The sequence below is a fragment of the Peptoniphilus sp. oral taxon 386 str. F0131 genome (assembly GCF_000090945.1).
GTDB lineage: Bacteria > Bacillota > Clostridia > Tissierellales > Peptoniphilaceae > Anaerosphaera > Anaerosphaera mikwangii.
In genome coordinates, this window is the sequence record NZ_GL349422.1 from 1,202,625 (window position 1) to 1,222,723 (window position 20,099).

General features: G+C 31.6%; 21 protein-coding genes. 1 reads left to right on the forward strand and 20 read right to left on the reverse strand.

Going from position 1 to position 20,099, the window contains the following annotated elements; translation table 11 throughout:
• The 14 genes from HMPREF0629_RS05750 to ftsH form a co-directional block, all read right to left on the reverse strand.
• A partial coding sequence (locus tag HMPREF0629_RS05750) for a translation factor GTPase family protein (RefSeq protein ID WP_009222403.1) occupies window positions 1-1,832 on the reverse strand: 1,832 nt, incomplete at its 3' end.
• Between the two features lie 119 nt (window positions 1,833-1,951).
• The gene (locus HMPREF0629_RS05755) at window positions 1,952-2,410 is read right to left on the reverse strand and encodes a MarR family transcriptional regulator (protein WP_009222404.1); all 459 of its coding nucleotides are present in this window, start codon (window positions 2,408-2,410) and stop codon (window positions 1,952-1,954) included.
• Window positions 2,411-2,459: 49 nt separating this feature from the next.
• Entirely contained in the window at window positions 2,460-2,885 is a 426-nt protein-coding gene (fabZ, locus tag HMPREF0629_RS05760; RefSeq protein ID WP_009222405.1) for a 3-hydroxyacyl-ACP dehydratase FabZ, read from the reverse strand.
• Window positions 2,886-4,121 (reverse strand): beta-ketoacyl-ACP synthase II, encoded by a 1,236-nt coding sequence (gene fabF, locus HMPREF0629_RS05765; protein WP_009222406.1) that lies wholly within the window; start codon window positions 4,119-4,121, stop codon window positions 2,886-2,888. It lies immediately after the preceding gene.
• Window positions 4,118-4,849 carry a 3-oxoacyl-[acyl-carrier-protein] reductase gene (gene fabG, locus HMPREF0629_RS05770; protein ID WP_009222407.1) on the reverse strand — a complete coding sequence of 244 codons (732 nt, stop codon included), beginning with the start codon at window positions 4,847-4,849 and terminating at the stop codon, window positions 4,118-4,120. Before fabG ends, fabF begins: the two co-directional genes overlap by 4 nt.
• Entirely contained in the window at window positions 4,842-5,822 is a 981-nt protein-coding gene (locus HMPREF0629_RS05775; RefSeq protein WP_009222408.1) for an ACP S-malonyltransferase, read from the reverse strand. Before HMPREF0629_RS05775 ends, fabG begins: the two co-directional genes overlap by 8 nt.
• On the reverse strand, window positions 5,804-6,739 hold the full coding sequence (locus tag HMPREF0629_RS05780) for a nitronate monooxygenase (protein WP_009222409.1): 936 nt from the start codon (window positions 6,737-6,739) through the stop codon (window positions 5,804-5,806). The genes HMPREF0629_RS05775 and HMPREF0629_RS05780 overlap by 19 nt, the downstream gene beginning before the upstream one ends.
• On the reverse strand, window positions 6,736-7,644 hold the full coding sequence (locus HMPREF0629_RS05785) for a ketoacyl-ACP synthase III (protein WP_009222410.1): 909 nt from the start codon (window positions 7,642-7,644) through the stop codon (window positions 6,736-6,738). The genes HMPREF0629_RS05780 and HMPREF0629_RS05785 overlap by 4 nt, the downstream gene beginning before the upstream one ends.
• Window positions 7,629-8,540 carry an acetyl-CoA carboxylase carboxyl transferase subunit alpha gene (gene accA / locus HMPREF0629_RS05790; protein ID WP_083763153.1) on the reverse strand — a complete coding sequence of 304 codons (912 nt, stop codon included), beginning with the start codon at window positions 8,538-8,540 and terminating at the stop codon, window positions 7,629-7,631. The genes HMPREF0629_RS05785 and accA overlap by 16 nt, the downstream gene beginning before the upstream one ends.
• Window positions 8,518-9,399, reverse strand: a complete 882-nt coding sequence (locus HMPREF0629_RS05795; RefSeq protein WP_039856690.1) for an acetyl-CoA carboxylase carboxyltransferase subunit beta — start codon at window positions 9,397-9,399, stop codon at window positions 8,518-8,520. The genes accA and HMPREF0629_RS05795 overlap by 23 nt, the downstream gene beginning before the upstream one ends.
• The gene (gene accC, locus HMPREF0629_RS05800; RefSeq protein ID WP_009222411.1) at window positions 9,399-10,769 is read right to left on the reverse strand and encodes an acetyl-CoA carboxylase biotin carboxylase subunit; all 1,371 of its coding nucleotides are present in this window, start codon (window positions 10,767-10,769) and stop codon (window positions 9,399-9,401) included. Before accC ends, HMPREF0629_RS05795 begins: the two co-directional genes overlap by 1 nt.
• A complete protein-coding gene (locus tag HMPREF0629_RS05805; protein WP_009222412.1) occupies window positions 10,763-11,224 on the reverse strand; it encodes a biotin/lipoyl-containing protein in 462 nt (153 codons plus the stop codon). Before HMPREF0629_RS05805 ends, accC begins: the two co-directional genes overlap by 7 nt.
• On the reverse strand, window positions 11,221-11,445 hold the full coding sequence (acpP, locus tag HMPREF0629_RS05810; protein WP_009222413.1) for an acyl carrier protein: 225 nt from the start codon (window positions 11,443-11,445) through the stop codon (window positions 11,221-11,223). Before acpP ends, HMPREF0629_RS05805 begins: the two co-directional genes overlap by 4 nt.
• 155 nt (window positions 11,446-11,600) lie before the next feature.
• The gene (gene ftsH, locus HMPREF0629_RS05815) at window positions 11,601-13,406 is read right to left on the reverse strand and encodes an ATP-dependent zinc metalloprotease FtsH (RefSeq protein WP_083763159.1); all 1,806 of its coding nucleotides are present in this window, start codon (window positions 13,404-13,406) and stop codon (window positions 11,601-11,603) included.
• A 181-nt stretch (window positions 13,407-13,587) separates the two neighbouring features.
• On the opposite strand from ftsH, the gene HMPREF0629_RS05820 reads away from it, so the two are divergent.
• On the forward strand, window positions 13,588-14,142 hold the full coding sequence (locus tag HMPREF0629_RS05820; RefSeq protein ID WP_009222415.1) for a GerMN domain-containing protein: 555 nt from the start codon (window positions 13,588-13,590) through the stop codon (window positions 14,140-14,142).
• Window positions 14,143-14,316: 174 nt separating this feature from the next.
• On the opposite strand, the gene tnpA is transcribed toward HMPREF0629_RS05820, so the two are convergent.
• The 6 genes from tnpA to HMPREF0629_RS05850 all read right to left on the reverse strand — a co-directional run bounded on the left by tnpA (window position 14,317) and on the right by HMPREF0629_RS05850 (window position 20,079).
• Window positions 14,317-14,733 (reverse strand): IS200/IS605 family transposase, encoded by a 417-nt coding sequence (gene tnpA, locus HMPREF0629_RS05825; RefSeq protein WP_050747997.1) that lies wholly within the window; start codon window positions 14,731-14,733, stop codon window positions 14,317-14,319.
• Window positions 14,734-14,907: 174 nt separating this feature from the next.
• Window positions 14,908-16,638 carry an ABC transporter ATP-binding protein gene (locus tag HMPREF0629_RS05830; RefSeq protein ID WP_009222416.1) on the reverse strand — a complete coding sequence of 577 codons (1,731 nt, stop codon included), beginning with the start codon at window positions 16,636-16,638 and terminating at the stop codon, window positions 14,908-14,910.
• A gap of 2 nt (window positions 16,639-16,640) precedes the next feature.
• Window positions 16,641-18,377 (reverse strand): ABC transporter ATP-binding protein, encoded by a 1,737-nt coding sequence (locus HMPREF0629_RS05835; protein WP_009222417.1) that lies wholly within the window; start codon window positions 18,375-18,377, stop codon window positions 16,641-16,643.
• Between the two features lie 45 nt (window positions 18,378-18,422).
• A complete protein-coding gene (locus tag HMPREF0629_RS05840; RefSeq protein WP_009222418.1) occupies window positions 18,423-19,049 on the reverse strand; it encodes a TetR/AcrR family transcriptional regulator in 627 nt (208 codons plus the stop codon).
• A 266-nt stretch (window positions 19,050-19,315) separates the two neighbouring features.
• Complete coding sequence (locus tag HMPREF0629_RS05845; RefSeq protein ID WP_009222419.1) at window positions 19,316-19,729, reverse strand: hypothetical protein; 414 nt, start codon at window positions 19,727-19,729, stop codon at window positions 19,316-19,318.
• A 26-nt stretch (window positions 19,730-19,755) separates the two neighbouring features.
• On the reverse strand, window positions 19,756-20,079 hold the full coding sequence (locus HMPREF0629_RS05850) for a hypothetical protein (RefSeq protein WP_039856692.1): 324 nt from the start codon (window positions 20,077-20,079) through the stop codon (window positions 19,756-19,758).
• Window positions 20,080-20,099: the final 20 nt, after the last annotated feature.

The window sequence follows — 20,099 nt, forward strand, 5'->3', positions numbered from 1 at the left end:
ATTACATCTCCAAGATATGAATCCGGGATTGATACTTCAACTTTCATTATAGGCTCAAGAAGTGTAGGTTTAGCTTCTTCCATTCCCTTTTTGAATGCAAGTGATGCCGCAATCTTAAATGACATTTCATTTGAGTCTACATCATGGTACGAACCATCATATAAAACTGCTTTAAAGTTTGTTACAGGATATCCCGCCAACACACCGTGTTCTTTTGATTCTATTATTCCCTTTTCTACTGCAGGGAAGTAATTTTTAGGAACTGAACCTCCAAATACTTCTTCATCAAATACAAAATCTTCTTCACAAGGTTCAAATCTTACCCATACATCACCATATTGTCCTGCTCCTCCGGATTGCTTTTTATGTTTGCCTTGAACAGATGCAGTACCTTTAATAGTTTCTCTATAAGGAATTATAAACGGAATTATATTAACTTCCACCCCAAACATATTCTTAAGCTTTTCAAGGATTACATCAAGTTGTACTTTACCTTGTCCACCTATTGTAAGTTGCTTTGTCTCGGTATTTCTTTCTATTGTAAAACTTGGATCTTCTTCTCTGAGTCTTTTTAAAGAAGTACCTAATTTTTCTTCATCGCCCTTTGTTTTAGGTTCAATTGCATAATACAATACAGGAGCCGGATATTGAAGTTTTTTAAATTTTACTCCATGTGCTTTATCACATAAAGTATCTCCTGTTTCTGTTGCTCCAAGTTTTGTTGTAGCACCTATATCTCCCGCTTCTATTTCCGTAACTTCAAATTGAGTCTTACCTCTTATTACAAAAAGTCCACCTAATTTTTCAGTTTCTTCTTTGTTCATATTATAAATCGGAGTATCTTTTGTAAGCTTTCCTGAAATAACTTTAAATATAGAAATTTTTCCTACAAACGGGTCAGTTATTGTCTTAAATACTACAGCCGCAAAAGGTTCTTTTGCATCTACAGTTCTTTCTTCGCCTTCATCATATCTAAATCCAAGATGTGCTCTTTCATCATCCGGAGCCGGCATATAGTTTACAATTGTATTAAGTAATATGTCTATTCCTATTCCCTTTTCTCCTGATCCTACAAGTAGCGGAACTGCATCTCCTGATAATAAAGCTGATGTAACTCCTCTAAGTAAATCTTCACGAGTAAATTTTTCTCCTGAAAAATATTTTTCCATTAAAACTTCATCAGAACCTGCAACTACCTCTGCAATTTCTTCATACATTCTCTCTGTTGCCTTAACTTGATCATGAGTAAGTTCTGTTTCTTCAGGTGCTCCATTCTTATACTTAAAGCCCTTTTGATATATTACATCTGTAACCCCTACAAAGCTTTCTCCTTCACCTATAGGAACTGAAAATGGAATTACTTTTTTACCAAATGAATTTTCAAGTTCTTCCATAAGCTTTCTAAAATTTACATTTTCTCCGTCAATTTTATTTACAAATATAATTCTTGGAAGACCAATTTTTTCAGTGTACTTCCACATTCTTTCTGTTCCGACTTCAACGCCTGCAGTTGCATCTATAACCATTAAAACTGCTTCAGAAGCACGAAGAGCACCATAAGCTTCTCCTATAAAATCAAGATATCCCGGAGTATCTATAATATTAACCTTATAGTTTCTCCATTCTACAGGTATAATACTTGTTCCTATGGAAGTTCCCCTTTCCATTTCTTCTTTTGAAAAGTCGCTTATAGTATTTTTTTCCGATACATGACCTATTTTTTTAGTTGCTCCACTTTGAAATAGCATAGCTTCAGTAAGATTTGTCTTTCCACTTCCGCTATGACCAACTAAGGCCAAGTTTCTCACCTGCTCTGTCTTATAAACTTTCATAATGTAATCCTCCTATATATAATGTTTTTGAAATCGTTTTTACTTTACTATTATAACATATTAATTCTCAATTTAATAGCTACTGTTTTACAGCAAAATAAATTTATTTAACACCTATATCAAGTTTTTAATCTTATCATTCCTTCGGTTATTTCAGGCATTAAATCTTCTGATATTACACTTAACATATATTCAAATTTTTCTAAATCCTCTTCGGAAAACCTATTTCTCGCTCTCTTTAAAACAAGATTCATATATTCATTTTTTACATTATAATAGTTATAAAACTTATCTGTAACTTCTAAAAACACTTCTCTTTTATCATTTTCAGACTGTATTTTTTTTACATAACCTTTTTTTACAAGATTATTTACCTTATAAGTTATGTTAGGTTGAGAGATGTTTAAAAATTTACCCATTTCATTTATGGTAGGTTTATCCAATGCATAAATTACTTCTGTACAAAAAGTTTCCGTAGCTGTAAGAGATGATTCTCTTTCCGCAAAACCGCCAAAAATATTTCTGTAAAAATTCAATTTAAATTTGTCATATAACTCTTTAAAAACATGCTCGAACACAAAATTCACCTCAAATAAATAATAACAGATAACTAAAATAAGTACAATATTATAAACTCAGTGCAAAGGCTATTTCTCCTCTACATACCACCTCACCGTTTACGCATGCAATACAATTTGCAAATCCGACATTTAATCTTCTGCTGATGAGAGTAGTTGTGATTTCTAATGTATCTCCCGGGACTACAGTCTTTAAAAATTTGACTTCCTTTATTTTTGTAAAATATGCTTTTTTCCCAATATTCTTTTCTTCTGAAAGTATTGCAAAAGCACCAACTTGTGCCATTGCCTCTACTATTAACACTCCCGGATATACATGTTCATCCGGAAAATGTCCTTGAAATACAGGATCAGTCACTGTTATGTTTTTTATTCCTTTAGCATATTTTCCTTCTTCCATTTCTATTATTCTGTCTATCAATAGAAATGGAAATTTATGTGGTAATATTTTTGATATTTCATTTGAATTATACATCTATTCACATCCTTTAAATGCAATTGACACATTATGTCCTCCAAATCCAAGTGAATTTGAAATTGCAAGTTTTATTTTTTTATTAACTGCTATATTTGGTGTTATATTAAGGTCACATTCAGGATCCGGTTCTAAAAAATTTATCGTTGGAGGTATGAATGAATTTTTTATTGCAATAAGAGTAATAATTGCCTCAAGTGAGCCGCTTGCTCCAAGTAAATGACCTGTCATAGATTTCGTACTTGATACATTCAAAGAATAAGCATTATCACCAAAAACTCGTTTAATCGCCTTTGTCTCATACTTATCATTTAACGGTGTGGAAGTTCCGTGTGCATTTATATAATCTACATCTTCCAATTTATTTCCATTTTCCAATACCGTATTTTTCATTGCAAGAGCTGCAAATTTTCCATTTTCATTCGGAGAAGTTATATGACCTGCATCACATGTCATTGATGAACCTACAATTTCTCCATAAATCTTTGCTCCTCTTTTTTTTGCGCTTTTTAATTCTTCCAACACTAAAATTGCAGCACCTTCTCCCATGACAAATCCGCTTCTGCATCTATCAAACGGTATGCTGGCTCTATTTATATCTTCACCTGCATACAGTGCTTTCATAGAATTAAAGCCCCCTATTCCAAGTCCGTTAATACTTGCTTCACTTCCTCCTGCAATAACAACATCATTATAACCGTCTTTAATGCTTCTATATGCGTCTAATATAGCTGTACTTGAAGATGCACAAGCTGTCACGGGACATGATACATATCCATGTACATTCAAGTCAATTGCTATTTGTGCACTTGTCATATTTGCGATTATCATCGGAATAAAAAACGGACTTACTCTTGAATATCCTTTTTCAAATGCCTTAAAAGACTCTCTTTCAATTGTTGAAAGTCCTCCCACTCCGGATGCTACCATAATGGAAACTCTATCTATATCACAATCGTCAAGCTTTATTCCGCTATCTTCTACGGCTTTTCTTGCTGCAACTATTCCCAAGATATTAACTCTGTCCATTCTTTTTAAATCTTTTTTGCTGAAATGATCTTCAGAATTAAAATCTTTACATTCACATGCAATTTTTACATCTAAATTCTCTGTGTTGCATAATGTTATACGATCTACTGCACACTTACCTTTTCGTAAATTTTCAGTTAATGTCTTTTCATCATTGCCTATCGGAGAAATAAATCCTATTCCCGTTACTGCTACGCGACGTTTCATATATTCATACCTCCATCAACAGATAGTACTTGTCCGGTAATATATCTCGCATCATCTGATGCTAAAAATATTACAGCTTTTGCAACATCTTCAGTAGTTCCTATTCTGTTAAGAGGAACTTTATCAAGTATTAATTTTCTTGAATCTTCACTTAATTTATCTGTCATTTCAGTTTCAATAAATCCCGGCGCTACTGCATTTACGGTTATATTTCTACTTGCAAGCTCTAATGCCAAAGTTTTTGTCATTCCTATTAAGCCGGCTTTACTTGCAGCATAATTTATTTGTCCGGCATTTCCATGTAATCCTACAACTGAAGATATGGATATAATTCTACCGTTTCTATTCTTAAGCATATGTTTTGCCGCCAGTTTCATAAAATAAAAACAACCTTTCAAATTAACATCTATTACTTTATCAAATTCATCGTTACTCATTCTAATTGCAAGATTATCTGAAGTAATTCCGGCATTATTTACAAGCACATCAATTGTTCCAAATCTTTTAATTCCTTCATCAAAAATTTTACTTACATCCTCAAAATTTGAAACATCTCCTCTAACCCCTAAAAGTTGACAATTATCTGAAATTTCTTTTTCAAGTAATTCAAAGCTTTCTTTGTCTCTATAATTTATTATTAAATTATAACCTCTATCGGCAAATTCAATAGCTATTCTCTTTCCTATACCTCTTGTAGCTCCTGTTATCAAAGCTGTTTTATTATTCATAAAATTTCTCCACCAAATCTTTAAAATCTTCGTAACTTGAAATAGAAATTACTTGTACATTACTATTTATTTTTCTTACAATTTTTTTTATGATATTGTTAAATCCTATTTCAATAAATAAGTCTATACCATCCTCAATCATATTTTTTATATCATCTTCAAACCTGACAGTAGACTTAACTTGTTTTACCATTAGATTCTTTATATTACCTTCATCTTCCTTACTTCCTGTTACATTATAATAGACAGGTATTTTAGGTTCACTAAATTCAATCGTCTTAAAATACTTTTCAAGACTTTCAGCCGCCCTATCCATGTATGCTGTATGAAATGCTCCCGAAACTTTTAGTTTAATATACCTGACACCGTCTTTTTTTAAATGTAATTTAACTTTTTCTAATACATCTTTATCTCCTGAAATTACTATTTGCTCTTTAGAATTTATATTAGATATTTGAACAAATTTTTCGGTACTGTTATATATTTCTAATACTGCATTTATATATTGCTCAGATGAATTAATTATCGCATACATTTCTGTATTGATTCCCTCAGAACATTTACTCATTTCCGTTCCTCTAAACTTGGATATTTTTAAAACATCTTCTTCATTTAGAACTCCCGAGCAATACAATGCTCCGTATTCTCCAATACTAAGTCCACAAACAGCATTGGGAACTATATTATTTTCATTAAATAATTTTGTAAGCATTACTTGAAAACCTATTAATACAACTTGTGTGTTTTCAGTTTTCACAAGTTCATCTTCATCAGCTTCAAATGACAATCTTTTTAAATCTAAACTTTTATCTACACTGTCATAAAACTTTTTTGCTGAAATACTGCTATTATAAAAATCTAATCCCATATGCGGAACCTGACTTCCTTGTCCTGCATATATATATCCTATTTTCCTTCCTCTTATGTTCTCATTATCAAATTTATGTTTTTCACTTAATTTTGTTTCGCACATAATTTCTCCTTGGCATTTAAGTATTCACTGTAGATTCCATCTAAGATGTCTACTAATTTTCTCCTTAAATTTACTTCTCCGACTACTTGTCCGCACATTATAGAACCATTTATCATATCTCCATCTTTGACAGCACGTCTTAATGCTCCTAAAGTCATTTGTTCAAGCTCTTGTAGTTCAGCTCCGTTTTTTTCGCATTCTATATATTTTCTTGTCATTTCATTTTTTAGAAGTCTCACCGGCAGTCCATTTATTCTCCCAATTACTGTCACTTGAGATGATTTTGCATTTATAATTTTTTCTTTATAGTCATCATGTATCGGACATTCTATTGCAGGTAATAGACAAGTTCCTATTTGTGCTCCTACCGCCCCTAAAGCTTCTACCGCTAAAAGTTGTTTTCCACTTGCAATTCCTCCTGCAGCAATCACAGGTATAGATAATGAATTTGCAACCTCATTTACCAAAACTATAGTCCCAAGTTCACCTATATGTCCTCCTGCCTCTTGTCCTTCTGCAATCACTCCATCCACTCCAAGCTTTTCCATTCTAATAGCAAGTGCTTTAGAAGATATTACCGGAAATATTTTTATATTATGAGCTTTCCATTTATCTATATACTTTCCCGGATTACCTGCTCCCGTTGTAAGAATTTTAATTCCATATTCACAAACTATATCAGAAATTTCTTCTATCTCTCTGTGCAATAGCAATATATTTATCCCAAATGGTTTATCTGTAAGTTTCAAACACGTTTCTATTTCATCTCTAAGCTCCTTAGCAGTAAAACCTCCCGATCCTATAACTCCAAGTCCTCCTGAATTACTTACAGCTGCTGCAAATTTTCCTGTTGCTATATGTGCCATTCCTCCCTGAATTAGAGGATACTTTATGTTAAGCATTTCTTGTAATTTCATATTCCACACTCCACTATTACCCCTGCATATGTTAATCCTCCGCCAAATCCGAATAATAAGGCTCTATCTCCATTTTTTAATATATTTTTATTCTTCATTTCAGCCAAACAAAGTCCAATACTTGCCGATGAAGTATTTCCCATATTTTGAATATTAGTAAAAAATTTTTCTTTATATCCCGTCTTCTTTACAATAGACTCTATAATTCTTAAATTAGCTTGATGTAACACAAAATGCTCTATATCACATACATTTATATTATTCATACTTAAAAGCTTATCTATTCCGGATGGAATAACTGATGTTGCAAATTTATATACATTTCTGCCCTCCATAGTTACTTTAGATTTTCCATCGTTTATAAACTTTAAATCAAAACTTGGAACTGTACCCGATACTTTAGAAAACTTCTCATTTGTTTTTTCTACAATTGTAACGGCGGCTCCATCTCCAAATAACATGGCAGTAGCTCTATCATCAAAATTTACTATATTACTTAATTTTTCTGCTCCTATTATTACGGCTTGTTCCCCAACTTTCAGCATACTCTCCGCAACTATAAGTCCTCCTATAAATCCTGTACAAGCCATGTTAATATCAAAAGATAATACTTCTTCAAGTAAATCGAGTTCTTTATGCACTAAAGCAGATAAAGACGGAACTACATAATCTGAAGTAACCGTTGCGGAAATTACCAATTTAATACTTTCTCTATTAAAAATTTGCAATTTTTTTGATGCGTTTAATACCATTTCAGATACCTGTAAATCACTAAAATGTCTCTTTTCAATTCCGGTTCTTTGAACTATCCACTCATTAGTTGTATCAAGATAACTTTCAAAATAACTATTATCTACTGTTCTATCAGGAACATAGCTAACTGCATCTACTATTTTAAGCCCCATTCTAAACTCCTATATTTTTCTCTTCTATTTTTTAATAACTCATCTTTTGGAATATTTTTTAGTTTTTTCAACGCATCAACAATTGAATTTTTAAGCCTGCTGTAATTTTCAAAAAAATCTTCCTGTGTAGGCGCAAGGTTTTCTTCAATAACTTCATCACATATTTTAAATTTATATAAATCTTTTGAAGTAAGTTTCATAATCTCTATAGCCTTATCAACTTTACCGGAATCTCTCCACAATATAGACGCGAATCCTTCCGGTGAAAGTATTGAATATATGGCATTTTCCATCATAATTAAATGATCACAAACGCAAAGTGCTATCGCTCCACCGCTTGCTCCTTCACCTGTAATAACAGAAACTGTATTTGTATTTATCCCTGCCATTGTGTATATGGACTTCGCTATAGCTTCCGCTTGGCCTCTTTCTTCCGCCCCAACCCCGGGATAAGCTCCCGGTGTGTCTACAAAACATATTATCGGTCTTTTAAATTTTTCTGCCTGTTTCATAATCCTTACGGCTTTTCTATATCCCTCAGGATTTACCATTCCAAAATTACATTTTATGCTCTCTTCAAAATCTCTTCCCTTATTTATCCCTATGAATGTTACAACCTCATCATCCAACTTCCCAATTCCGCATATTATAGAACTGTCTTCTTTAAAACATCTATCTCCCTTAAAATAAATAGGATCATCTATAATATTTTCTATAAAATCTTTTGCTTTAGGCCTGTTTTTATACCTTGATAAAAAAACTCTATCACTTGGTGTCAAAAATTCTTTTGCATCATTTAAAATAGATTCTTTATATTTCTTAAATTCATAACTATTTTTAAACTTAGATAGTTTTTCTTCATCAAGTATTTCTTTAAAAATCTCTTCTATCTTCATCTTTTCTCCTATGATAGCTCAAAATTTTTCCTATATAATTTTTTTGTTCTCTCCTATCAACTATCTCATCTAAAAATCCATGTTCAATCAAAAACTCCGCACTTTGAAAATCTTTAGGTAATTCTTGTTTTATCGTTTCCTCTATAACTCTTCTGCCTGTAAAACATATTCTTGCTCCAGGCTCCGCTATTATTATATCTGCAAGACTTGCAAAACTTGCAGATACTCCTCCGGTAGTCGGGTCTGTCAAAACCGAAATATATAAATTTCCCATTTCAGAATGTTTTCTAAGTGCAAATGTAGTATTGGCCATTTGCATGAGTGAAAAAATTCCCTCCTGCATTCTTGCCCCTCCACTTGCACAAAAACCAACTACCGGCAGTTGTTCTCTTGCTGCAAGCTCAAAACAATAAGCTATCCTCTCTCCTACTTCGACTCCCATACTTCCCATAAAAAAATCAGAATCCATTAAAAATACATAACACTTATTTCCGCTTATAGTCCCTTTTACCACTACTACAGCTTCACTTAAAGATGTCTTGTCTCTCATAATCTTCTTCTTTTCTTCATAACCTTCAAATTCTAACGGATCTGATTCATATTTTTTAAATTCAATAAATGCATAATTATCCATCAAATATTTAAGTCTGTCCTTTGAAGATATTTTTAAATGATATCCACAATTTGGACAGACTCTCATATTTTTTGTCAATTCATCTTCAAAAATCATAGATTCACAGTTTTTACACTGCGAAAAAACTATACTTTTTTCTAAAATTTTTTTCTCTGAATTTTGTCTTTTATCTCTTATTTCTTTTATTTTTTTAAAAATATCTTTTTTTCTTTTAAAATAATCCACTATCTATAATTCTCCATTAACTTAAGTAAACCATCAAGTTCTCTTTCAATAAAAGAAGTGTTGTATTTACCTTTTATAAAATCAAAATTATAAAGTATTGCATATAAAAGATATAGATTTGTATCAATACCGACTACAATTGTCTCTTCTATGGCCCTTCTCATTTTTCTTATAGCCCCAATTCTGGTTTTATCGTGAACTATTATTTTTCCAATCATTGAATCATAAAACGGACTTATTTTCGCTCCTGTGTATAAATGTGAATCAAATCTCGTATTAACTCCACCCGGACCATATAAAAATTTCACTTCGCCGCTTTGAGGCAAAAATTTATTAAAAGGGCTTTCTGCGTTAACTCTACATTCTATGGCATACCCGTTTCTTTCTATATCACTTTGGTTAAAATTCAGTTTCATCTTCGAAGCAATTTTAAGCTGTTCTTTTACTATATCAATACCGGTAATCATTTCTGTAACAGGATGCTCGACTTGTATTCTCGTATTCATCTCAATGAAATAAAAATTATTTTCATCATCCATTACAAATTCAATAGTTCCTGCATTTTCATAATTACATGCTTTTGCCGCTTTAATTGATTCTTTATATAACTTTTCTCTTATAGTATTATCAATTCCAAAACATGGTGCCTCTTCAATCATTTTTTGATTTTTTCTTTGTATAGAACAATTTCTTTCAAATAATGAAACCACATTACCAAAGCTGTCCGCAAGAATTTGTACTTCTACATGCCTCGGATTTTCAATAAGCTTTTCTATATACATTGACCCGTTATTAAATGCAGCTATGCTTTCAGACTTAGCAGACTCAAAAGCCACTTTAATATCCGATTCGCTATATACCTTCCTCATTCCCTTTCCACCGCCACCACCGGCAGCTTTTATAAGAATTGGATATCCTATTTTCTTTGCAATCTCAATAGCATCTGAAACTCCGTCAACCTCTCCATCAGAACCGGGCACTACACTTATTCCGTTTTTCAACATCAATTCTCTTGCTCTTATCTTATCTCCCATAATTTCTATAACTTCAGATGACGGACCTATAAATTTCAATCCCCCTTCTTCAAGTTTTGCAACAAAATTAGGATTTTCCGATAAGAAGCCGTATCCCGGATGAACTCCGTCACAATTAGTGGCCTTCGCAGCCATTACGATGTTATCAATATTAAGATAACTGTCCTTACTTCTTACAGAACCTATACAAACAGCTTCATCCGCAAATTTGACATGAAGAGATTCTCTATCTTCAACTGAATAAATTGCAACAGTTTTTATTTGCAATTCTTGCGCCGCTCTTATTATTCTAAGGGCAATTTCTCCTCTATTTGCAACTAAAATTTTTTTTAACATTTTTCCTCTATCTCAAAAATAATATCATCAAATGCAATCAGCTGTTCATCTTCAAAATTAATTTTCCTAATAATTCCATCTACAGGAGATTTTATTTCGTTGAACATTTTCATTGCTTCAATGATACACAATACATCTCCCTTTTTTACCTCTGCACCTACATCTACAAACGCTTTACTGTCAGGCGATGCTTTAGAATAAAAAATTCCTACAATGGGAGATTTTAGCTTATATAAATAATCCTCTTTAATTTTTTCTGTTTCACTATTTTCCTGAATGATTTTATTTTCTATACACTCATTAATTAATTTTTCTTTACTGTATTCTGAATTCTCTATTGAATCACAACTATTATTTTTTTTAAGCTCTAAATTGAATTCTTTATTAGAATATTTCATTGAATCTATGTTTAAAGCTGAAAATTTTTCTAAAATTTTAATAATATCTGCACTCATTTTTCAACATACTCTAAGATATTTCCAATTGTATTTATCTTTTCAATATCCTCATCTTTGATTGAAATACCGAATTCTTCTTCAATTGCCATTGTTAATTCAACTATGTCAAGTGAATCCGCCTTTAAATCTTCAATAAGATTTGTATTTTCATCTAATTCCTCAACACTACATCCTAAATTTTCCGCTACTATGTTTTTAATTTTATCTAAGTTATTCATAATTTCCTCCTAAAAGTATAATATATAAATATTTTTATATAAATATTTATATAAGTATTATATTCAGGTGATAATTATATGTCAATATTTTTATATAAATTTTTTTATGAATTGAACGTAAAAAAACCTTCTATATTAATATAGAAGGTTTTTTATTATAAATATTTATTTAGTATTTCCATAAATTCTTCTCCTGTAATTGTTTCTCTCTGAAGAAGAAAATGTGCTATTTCATGCAGTGCATCAATATTTTCTTTAAGTATATTGATTGCCTTTTCATGAGCTTTTTCTATTAACTGTTGAACTGCTAAATCTATCTTACTCTCAGTATCCGGTGAACAACTTAGACTGGTATCGCCACCCAAGTATTTATTACTTACACTTTCCATGGCAACAAATCCAAATTCATTACTCATTCCAAATCTTGTAATCATAGCCTTTGCAATTTTAGTCGCTTGTTCAATATCATTTGATGCGCCGCTTGTCCTCAATGAAAAAATTAATTCTTCTGCTGAACGCCCGCCGGTTAATGTAACTATCTTATTAAATAATTCTTCCCTGCTCATTAAGAATTTTTCTTCTTCATCTACTTGCATAGTATATCCTAATGCCCCACTTGTCCTTGGCACTATTGTAATTTTATGAACAGGTGCCGAATTAGTTTGCATTGCGGCAACAAGTGCATGTCCAACTTCATGATATGCAATAATTTCTTTTTCTCTAGGAGAAATAACTGCATTCTTCCTTTCATATCCTGCAAGAACAACTTCAACAGATTCCTCAATATCTCTTTGAGTCATCTTGTCTCTGCCCTCTCTTACAGCTCTAAGAGCTGCTTCATTAATCATATTTGCAAGATCGGCTCCGCTTGCTCCGGCAGTAGCTTTTGCAACTTGTGTATAATCTATATTATCATCTTTGATAATTTTTGTTGAATGGACTTTTAAAATAGCTTCTCTACCTGCAAGATCCGGAAGCTCAACCGGAATTCTTCTGTCAAAACGACCTGGTCTTAAAAGTGCCGGATCTAATGATTCCGGTCTATTAGTAGCTGCAAGAATTACAACTCCGTCATTTCCTTCAAAACCGTCCATTTCTGAAAGAAGTTGATTTAAAGTTTGTTCTCTTTCATCATTGCCCGAAATTCCGGCTCCATCACGTCTTTTACCAATAGTATCTATCTCATCAATAAATACAATACATGGTGCTTTCTCATGAGCCTGTTTAAACAAATCTCTTACCTTAGCAGCTCCAAGTCCGACAAACATTTCTACAAATTCAGATCCTGAAATTGAAAAAAACGGTACATCAGCCTCGCCCGCTACAGCCTTTGCAAGAAGAGTTTTACCTGTGCCGGGAGGCCCTACAAGTAGTGCTCCTTTAGGAAGTTTGGCTCCTATTTTTGTATACTTCTTAGGATTGTGTAAAAAATCAACTATTTCTGTCAACGCCTCTTTGGCTTCATCCTGTCCTGCAACATTATTAAATCTGATTCCATCAGTAGATTGGACATAAATTTTAGCATTAGATTTACCAAAACTCATCGGTCCTACTCCACCTTCTCCACCAAATCTCTTAAGTATAAATCTTGAAAAAATATACCAAACTAATAATAATGTTATAAATGTACTTCCCATTTGAATTAGAACCATCAATATAGGATTTAATTCATTAGGATATTCCTTATCAAACTTAACATTATTTTCATTAAGCCTATCTACTAATTTTAAATCATTAAATGTTGATGTTTCAAACTTTTGAATTTCTTTTCCGGGTTCTTTAACATCAAATCTTATTTTCTTATCTAAAACATGTGCTTCAGTAACTTTACCACTTTCAACATAATTTAAAAATGTACTGTAATCTGTAGTCGTTACTTTAACATTTTTTTGTAATCTTTGCCTTGTAACATACGGAACAGTAAAAATTAACACTATAGCCAGTATGTAATAAATTAACATAGGTCTTTTTATAAATTTGTTATCTTTATTTTTTTTGCCATTATTATTTTCATCGTCAAAAAACAAATTATCACCCCTCCTTAATAAATAAGAATTATACTATAAATTTTCTCATTATAATAGTATAATCTAATAATACCCACTTTAGTTATAAAAAAACTACATTTTAAGGAGGAATAAAATGAAAAAATTTACACAAAACTTAATATTTATTGCAATAATACTACTATTACTTACATCTTGCGGCAAAAGCTCTATAAATAATAGTGCATCCGAAAAAGAACCGGTTAATGAAACTGTTTATGAAATCAGCTTATACTATCCTACAAAAGAATTTGTAGTAAATGGAGATGAAAATTATAAATTTGCATCTATACGTACAACTGTTAACGACATTGACGAAATTAAAGATGAACTGGAAAAATTAAAAGTCTCTCCTAAAACTGCAACAAATTCTGACGGAAAAGAAACAGATGTATTTGCTGCAATACCTAAAAAAATAACTATCAATAATATCGAGCTACATGAATCTATATTTACAGTTGACCTGAATTCTAAAAACTTAGAAGGCGGAAGCTTAGATGAACAAATTCTAATCGGTTCTATAGTAAATACATTAAAATCAGTAAAGGAAAATAATACTCCGGTTTCTAATTCAGTAAAATTTACAGTTGACGGAAAAGATGTTCAAACACTTATGGGACATTTTGATGTAACTGAACCTATTGAAGAATAAAAACCACTAGTGAAACTAGTGGTTTTTTCATATCCTAGAAGGGTTAACTCTTGCCAACCCCTCAAAGGGGTATTGAAGGTTTACCATCGCATCACTTTTCCAGCTGCCACTCAAAGTGGCTTTTTACTTACTTTTTTCTCCTGTGAAAGGATCTATGTATTCCTTTATGCTTATCTAATCTTTCATATAATCTTCTTCTAGCTGATTCCTTATATTCTCTTGTATTTTCTTTTCATTCTTTCCAACACTATCTACAAAGTATCCTCTACACCAAAAGTGTCTGTTCCTATATTTATACTTTAGATTTGCATGTCTATCAAAAATAATCAGGGCACTCTTACTCTTGAGAGTACCTACAAACTGTGCTACACTCATATATGGTGGAATACTAACAAGCATGTGAATATGATCAGGACATGCCTCTGCTTCAATTATTTCCACCTTCATTTCGTTGCATAACTTTCTAAGAATTACTCCAATATCTTTTTTTAGTTCACCATAAATTACTTTTCGTCTGAATTTTGGTGCAAAAACAATGTGATATTCACATCGATAACTAGAATGTGCTGTATGTTTTATCTCATTTTTCATTGTCAAAAAACCTCCTGTTACGCGAAGTGATGCGGTTGCCAAACCAACATTATTGTGACATGGAGGTTTTTATTTTCATTTACTAAAGTATTCTTATCCACCCCTAGTAGAACTAGGGGTTTATTTCCGCTAAAGCACCAAAAAATCCGTTTCTAATGTTAGAAACGGATTTTTTTAAATTTTCCAACCCACAGCTTCTTTTCTTGAATTAATAAACTTGGAATATATTCCATCCTGTTTTATTAACTCTTCGTGAGTTCCTATTTCTTCTATTCTTCCATTATTAACAACTAATATTTGATTTGCATTTCTAACTGTCTTCAATCTGTGTGCTATCATTATTATCGTCTTGTTCTTCGTAAGCTCTTCTATAGCGCTTTGAAGTTTATGTTCATTTTCCGGATCAATATTGGCAGTTGCTTCATCAAATATAATAATCGGAGAATCTTTCAATATAGCCCTTGCAATTGAAATTCTTTGTTTTTCTCCTCCGGATAAACTTCCTCCTCCTTCTCCAATTATGGTATTATATCCATTCGGAAGACCCATTATAAAATCATGACAACAAGCTTTTTTTGCAGCCTCTATTACCTGTTCATGTGTAGCATCAGGTTTTCCAAATCTAATATTATTTTCTACTGTATCTTGGAATAAATATACATTTTGAAATACCATACTTATTTGTTCCATAAGAGATTCCAATGTGTATTCCTTTATATCTCTTCCACCTATCGTTATACTACCCTCATCAACATCCCAAAATCTCGCAATTAAATTACACATAGTAGTCTTTCCACTTCCACTTGGTCCTACTATTGCAGTCATGGTTTTTCCCGGCAGTTTTATAGAAATATTATCTAAAATTTTCTTTTTTTCATACGAAAAACTTACATTTCTAAATTCTATATCATGGCTTTCAGGTATGATTTCTTTTCCATCTATATCCATTTGCGGTATTTCATTTATTTTTTCCGCTTGCTCTATTGAACTGCTCACTATACGGAACGTAGCAAGCGAACTTCCTGTTGAACTTATTTGTGTAAATACCATAAATGACATTATTATACACATTATTGCATTTGTAAGTGTCATAGTCCCATTCAGATACATTGATACTGATACAATAATCATTAATACGCTAAATATATTTAGTGATATGGATTGAGCCATTATATACGGTGTAAATACCCTCTCCACACTTAAATTTGAACTTCTACTATTTTCTAATGCTCTACGAACTTTCTTATCTCCCTTTCCTGTTAAATTAAATGCCTTTATTATATGCATACCTTGTATTTGCTCAAGTACTGCTTCTACAAGCTTAGCTTGAGCTTTTTGCCTTTTAGGAAGTAGTGTTCTTGATCTTTTTTCCATCTTTGATGTTATTACAAGATATATTGCTGTTCCCATTACTACCAAAATTCCTATCTTCCACTCAAATAAAAGTATCATAATTGTAAATACAACTGAATTTATAAACCCGCTAAGCATAGCTACAAGTATCATAGGTGCAAGGGTTTCAACATCATCCAATACTGTTGTATTTATTCCTATTATTTCTCCTATGCTTGTCTTGTTGAAATAACCCATGGGAACACTTTTTAGTCTATTCCCTATTTCTATTCTCTTATTGGCAACCATAAAATAGCCCGCATGCGTTTGCTTAAGCTGAGTAAAATAATTTATACTTGCTCTGCCGATAATACTTATTACTAAAAGCATAAATGCAATAAAAGATATTTTCAAAGACTTTTCTCCCTTGATAAGTCCATCTATAACAAAATATATTGCACTTATTTGCAACATGTGAAAAACTGCAAATACAAAACCTAAAAATACAGATTGACTGATATTTTTTCTCTCTTCTCCGGCAAATTCCCATATCTTTTTTAATGTATTTATCATAATTATTCACCATCCCTTGCTCCAATATGTGCATTCCACATATCTCTATAATCTAAGTTATTATTTAGCAATTCTTCATGAGTCCCTCTATCTGCAACTCTTCCATCTTTTATCAAAAATATTTTATCTGAATTGGTTGTTGTGGATAATCTGTGAGCTATTACTATTACAGTTTTCTCTGAAATTAATTTTGCAACAGCTTTTTGAACAATAGCTTCATTTTCGGGGTCTATATATGCTGTTGCCTCATCCAAAATCACTATCGGAGCATTTTTAAGCATAGCCCTTGCTATTGCAATTCTCTGTCTTTCTCCTCCCGATATATGACTTCCACTACTACCTGCAACAGTATCATAGCCATCTTCTAAATTCATGATAAAATCATGGCATCCAGAAAGCTTAGAAACTTTTTCAATTTCTTCATCCGTTGCATCTATATTGCCCATTCTTATATTCTCTCTTATACTCTCATCAAATAAAAAATTATCCTGAGATACAAATGAAACTAAATCGTATAGCTGATTTAAAGGTATCTCTTTTAGCTCTATACCTCCAATTTTTATACTGCCTGACTTAATATCCCAATAACCTGCAATTAGCTTTGCAATTGTAGATTTTCCGCTACCGCTCAATCCTACAAAAGCATTCATTGTACTTTCAGATATATTCATATTTACTGAATGCAGTACCTCTTTTTCTTCTGTGTATCCAAACGATACATCTTTAAGTTCAATATTCATATTATCAAATTTCACACTTTCCTTATTGTGAATTTGTTCTTCTCCACATAAAATTTTATCTATTGAATCTACAATAGTTCCGACCTTAGCAAGATTATCAAAAAACATCATTGCAGAAATAATCGGACCTGCTACTCCAAGAGATAAAATTATAGTTGTTATAAAAATTTCTATCGATATGCTTCCCTTAATATAGAAAATCCATCCTATCGGCAATGTAGTGATCATTGTCGTAGGTGATATTGCACCTGCTAACGAAGTGTAAAATTGACATTCCTTCATCCAATTATAAAAATATGCCGCATTTGCATTTACTTTTTCAGCAAATTTTGCATAGGATTTATTCCCCTGATTAAATGCCTTTATTACTTCAATACCTCCTACATACTCAACTATTGCCGAGTTCATTTCCGCATTTGTCCTTACAGCACCCTCATAACGCTCTGTGTAATTTCTCATTATTAATCCCATAAAAGACATGCCTACAGGAATAGATACTATAGATAATAATGCCATTTTCCAATCAAGTACAAATAAGTAAATTATTATACATACAGGTCCCAAAATATTTGAAGTCATTTCAGGAACTAAATGTGCAAGAGTTGTTTCAGTACTTTCAACCTGATCTACAATTATCTGTTTCATTCGTCCGCTTGATGTTTCTAAAATTGTTCCAAGTGGCATTTTCGGCAATTTATCAAGAATTTTTAATCTTATATTTTTTAATACGCTAAATGTCGACTTATGTGATATCGAAAGAGCATTTACATAAAAAACAACCTTAATCAAATAACCTAAAAAACTAATTAAAGCCCAATGAATATACAAATTGTTATCTGTATTTCCATTCAATAAATTAATTAAAATCTTACTTACTGCAAAATATGGTATCATTCCTCCAAGTACACCTATTATTGCAAATATTACAGACTTTATTAATCCCGAATGTTCTTCTTTAGCCAATTCCCATATCCTCATCAAAGGATTTTGTTTCTCCATATTTTACCTCCTTCTCAGCAACTAAATTCATTATAATTTCTATTATTACATTGATATTTCCAATAACTCTTTCCATCCTGCAGAATAAAATTTTGTAATCGTTCTAATACACTCTATTGCCTCTTCTCTTTCATAGTCATGAAAAATCGTTTCAAACATACATGAAAAATAAGAATGCACCAACATATGCATTTCCTTTTCAGATATTTTTTTATAAACTATATTATGCTCCTCAAAAAGCAGAAACATTCTTTTATTTGCACGTATCTCTTCCTCAACCAGCCAATCTATAAAATTGACATACTTTGTTCCATCCGAACACATTAATATGAGTTTAAATGCGTCAAAATTGTCATAGATATAGTCAATAAAAACCATAGCAATATCAACACCAAACTTCATCATTGAAATTAAATCTTCATTAGATAAATAATCAAAACATATTCTCTCGGCAATTCTATACTTTTTCATAATTCCATTTATTGCAGGATCCACAAGTTCAGAAAACAAAGCATTTTTATCTTCAAAATGTCTGTAAAATGCACCTGTTGTTATTTCCGCTCCTCTGCAAATTTCCCTAAGGTTTGCTCTCTCATATCCGTTTTTCAAAAAAAGTCTTTTAGCACTTTCAAGAATTTTTTTATGAGTAACCTCATAATTACCGTTTGACAAACTATAACCTCCTCATTCAAAGATTACTTAGTTATCATAATACTATTATTGATAATTAATTTCAAGTATAATTATGTAGTTTTATTTTTGAATTCCATTAGACAAAAAAACAGCCTAAAGCGGCTGCCTTTCTTTTTAAAATTTACTTTTTACAAACTGCAAAATATATCCTCTTTCACTTTTGTCATTCAAATTTTTCAAACATTAACCTTGCAATATCACATAATTTTTGAATGTTTGTTTTATCATACACTCTGCTGATAATATCATTTCCAAGTCAATTCATGTTTCCCATTTGCATTTTTAAATTTCATTACCAGATAATATCTTTCTTTGCGTTCAAAATTATAACTTACAATCTTATTTCCTTCATCAATTGTAAATAATACTTTACCATTTCTATCCTGAACTTCAATATAGGCGATGCCGTTTTTTAACTTTCCATCATACCTGAACTCATACTCTCTGCTTTCTTTAAATTTCAAAACTCTTTTCACAAATCCGGTACAGGCATAAAATCTAACCTTGCATCTATTTGTAAAATATCCCATGGTTCCTACAAACATCAATGCTTTTTTTGCAGAAAAGACAGCATATCCATTTATGTATAATATATAGATAAAACCGCAAATTATAGCTACAAGTCCTACTATTTCCAATAAATTTAATTTACTTCCCAAAAACATCCACCCCATAATAATTATATTTATATTTGTTTGTTATCTACAATTACATCTATAATAACTTCTTCATCAACATCCTTATAATAAATAATTATAATTTTATTTTCATATTCCCATATATCTCCATACATTCCGAATAACGAACCATCCGGTTTTCCCCAAGCTTCAATTAAATTTTCTTGACTGACACCTTCTAATTTTTCAAGTGCACTTTCTTTTCCATTGTCATTATAAATCTCAACTATATCACTTTTTGGAGGTATGCTTGAATTACTTTTGGTTATAATTTTAAAAACTCCGAAATTTATAACAAATAATATTAAAAAAATAAATAAAATTCTTTTCATAATTGACCTCACATATAAAT

Coding starts and splice junctions, on each gene's coding strand:
- fabZ (WP_009222405.1), bottom strand. CDS start 2,885: ATGTATAATTCAAATGAAATATCAAAAATATTACCACATAAATTTCCA.
- fabF (WP_009222406.1), bottom strand. CDS start 4,121: ATGAAACGTCGCGTAGCAGTAACGGGAATAGGATTTATTTCTCCGATA.
- fabG (WP_009222407.1), bottom strand. CDS start 4,849: ATGAATAATAAAACAGCTTTGATAACAGGAGCTACAAGAGGTATAGGA.
- HMPREF0629_RS05775 (WP_009222408.1), bottom strand. CDS start 5,822: ATGTGCGAAACAAAATTAAGTGAAAAACATAAATTTGATAATGAGAAC.
- HMPREF0629_RS05780 (WP_009222409.1), bottom strand. CDS start 6,739: ATGAAATTACAAGAAATGCTTAACATAAAGTATCCTCTAATTCAGGGA.
- HMPREF0629_RS05785 (WP_009222410.1), bottom strand. CDS start 7,644: ATGGGGCTTAAAATAGTAGATGCAGTTAGCTATGTTCCTGATAGAACA.
- accA (WP_083763153.1), bottom strand. CDS start 8,540: ATGAAGATAGAAGAGATTTTTAAAGAAATACTTGATGAAGAAAAACTA.
- accC (WP_009222411.1), bottom strand. CDS start 10,769: ATGTTAAAAAAAATTTTAGTTGCAAATAGAGGAGAAATTGCCCTTAGA.
- HMPREF0629_RS05805 (WP_009222412.1), bottom strand. CDS start 11,224: ATGAGTGCAGATATTATTAAAATTTTAGAAAAATTTTCAGCTTTAAAC.
- acpP (WP_009222413.1), bottom strand. CDS start 11,445: ATGAATAACTTAGATAAAATTAAAAACATAGTAGCGGAAAATTTAGGA.
- ftsH (WP_083763159.1), bottom strand. CDS start 13,406: ATGTTAATTTATTACATACTGGCTATAGTGTTAATTTTTACTGTTCCG.
- HMPREF0629_RS05820 (WP_009222415.1), top strand. CDS start 13,588: ATGAAAAAATTTACACAAAACTTAATATTTATTGCAATAATACTACTA.
- tnpA (WP_050747997.1), bottom strand. CDS start 14,733: ATGAAAAATGAGATAAAACATACAGCACATTCTAGTTATCGATGTGAA.
- HMPREF0629_RS05830 (WP_009222416.1), bottom strand. CDS start 16,638: ATGATAAATACATTAAAAAAGATATGGGAATTTGCCGGAGAAGAGAGA.
- HMPREF0629_RS05835 (WP_009222417.1), bottom strand. CDS start 18,377: ATGGAGAAACAAAATCCTTTGATGAGGATATGGGAATTGGCTAAAGAA.
- HMPREF0629_RS05850 (WP_039856692.1), bottom strand. CDS start 20,079: ATGAAAAGAATTTTATTTATTTTTTTAATATTATTTGTTATAAATTTC.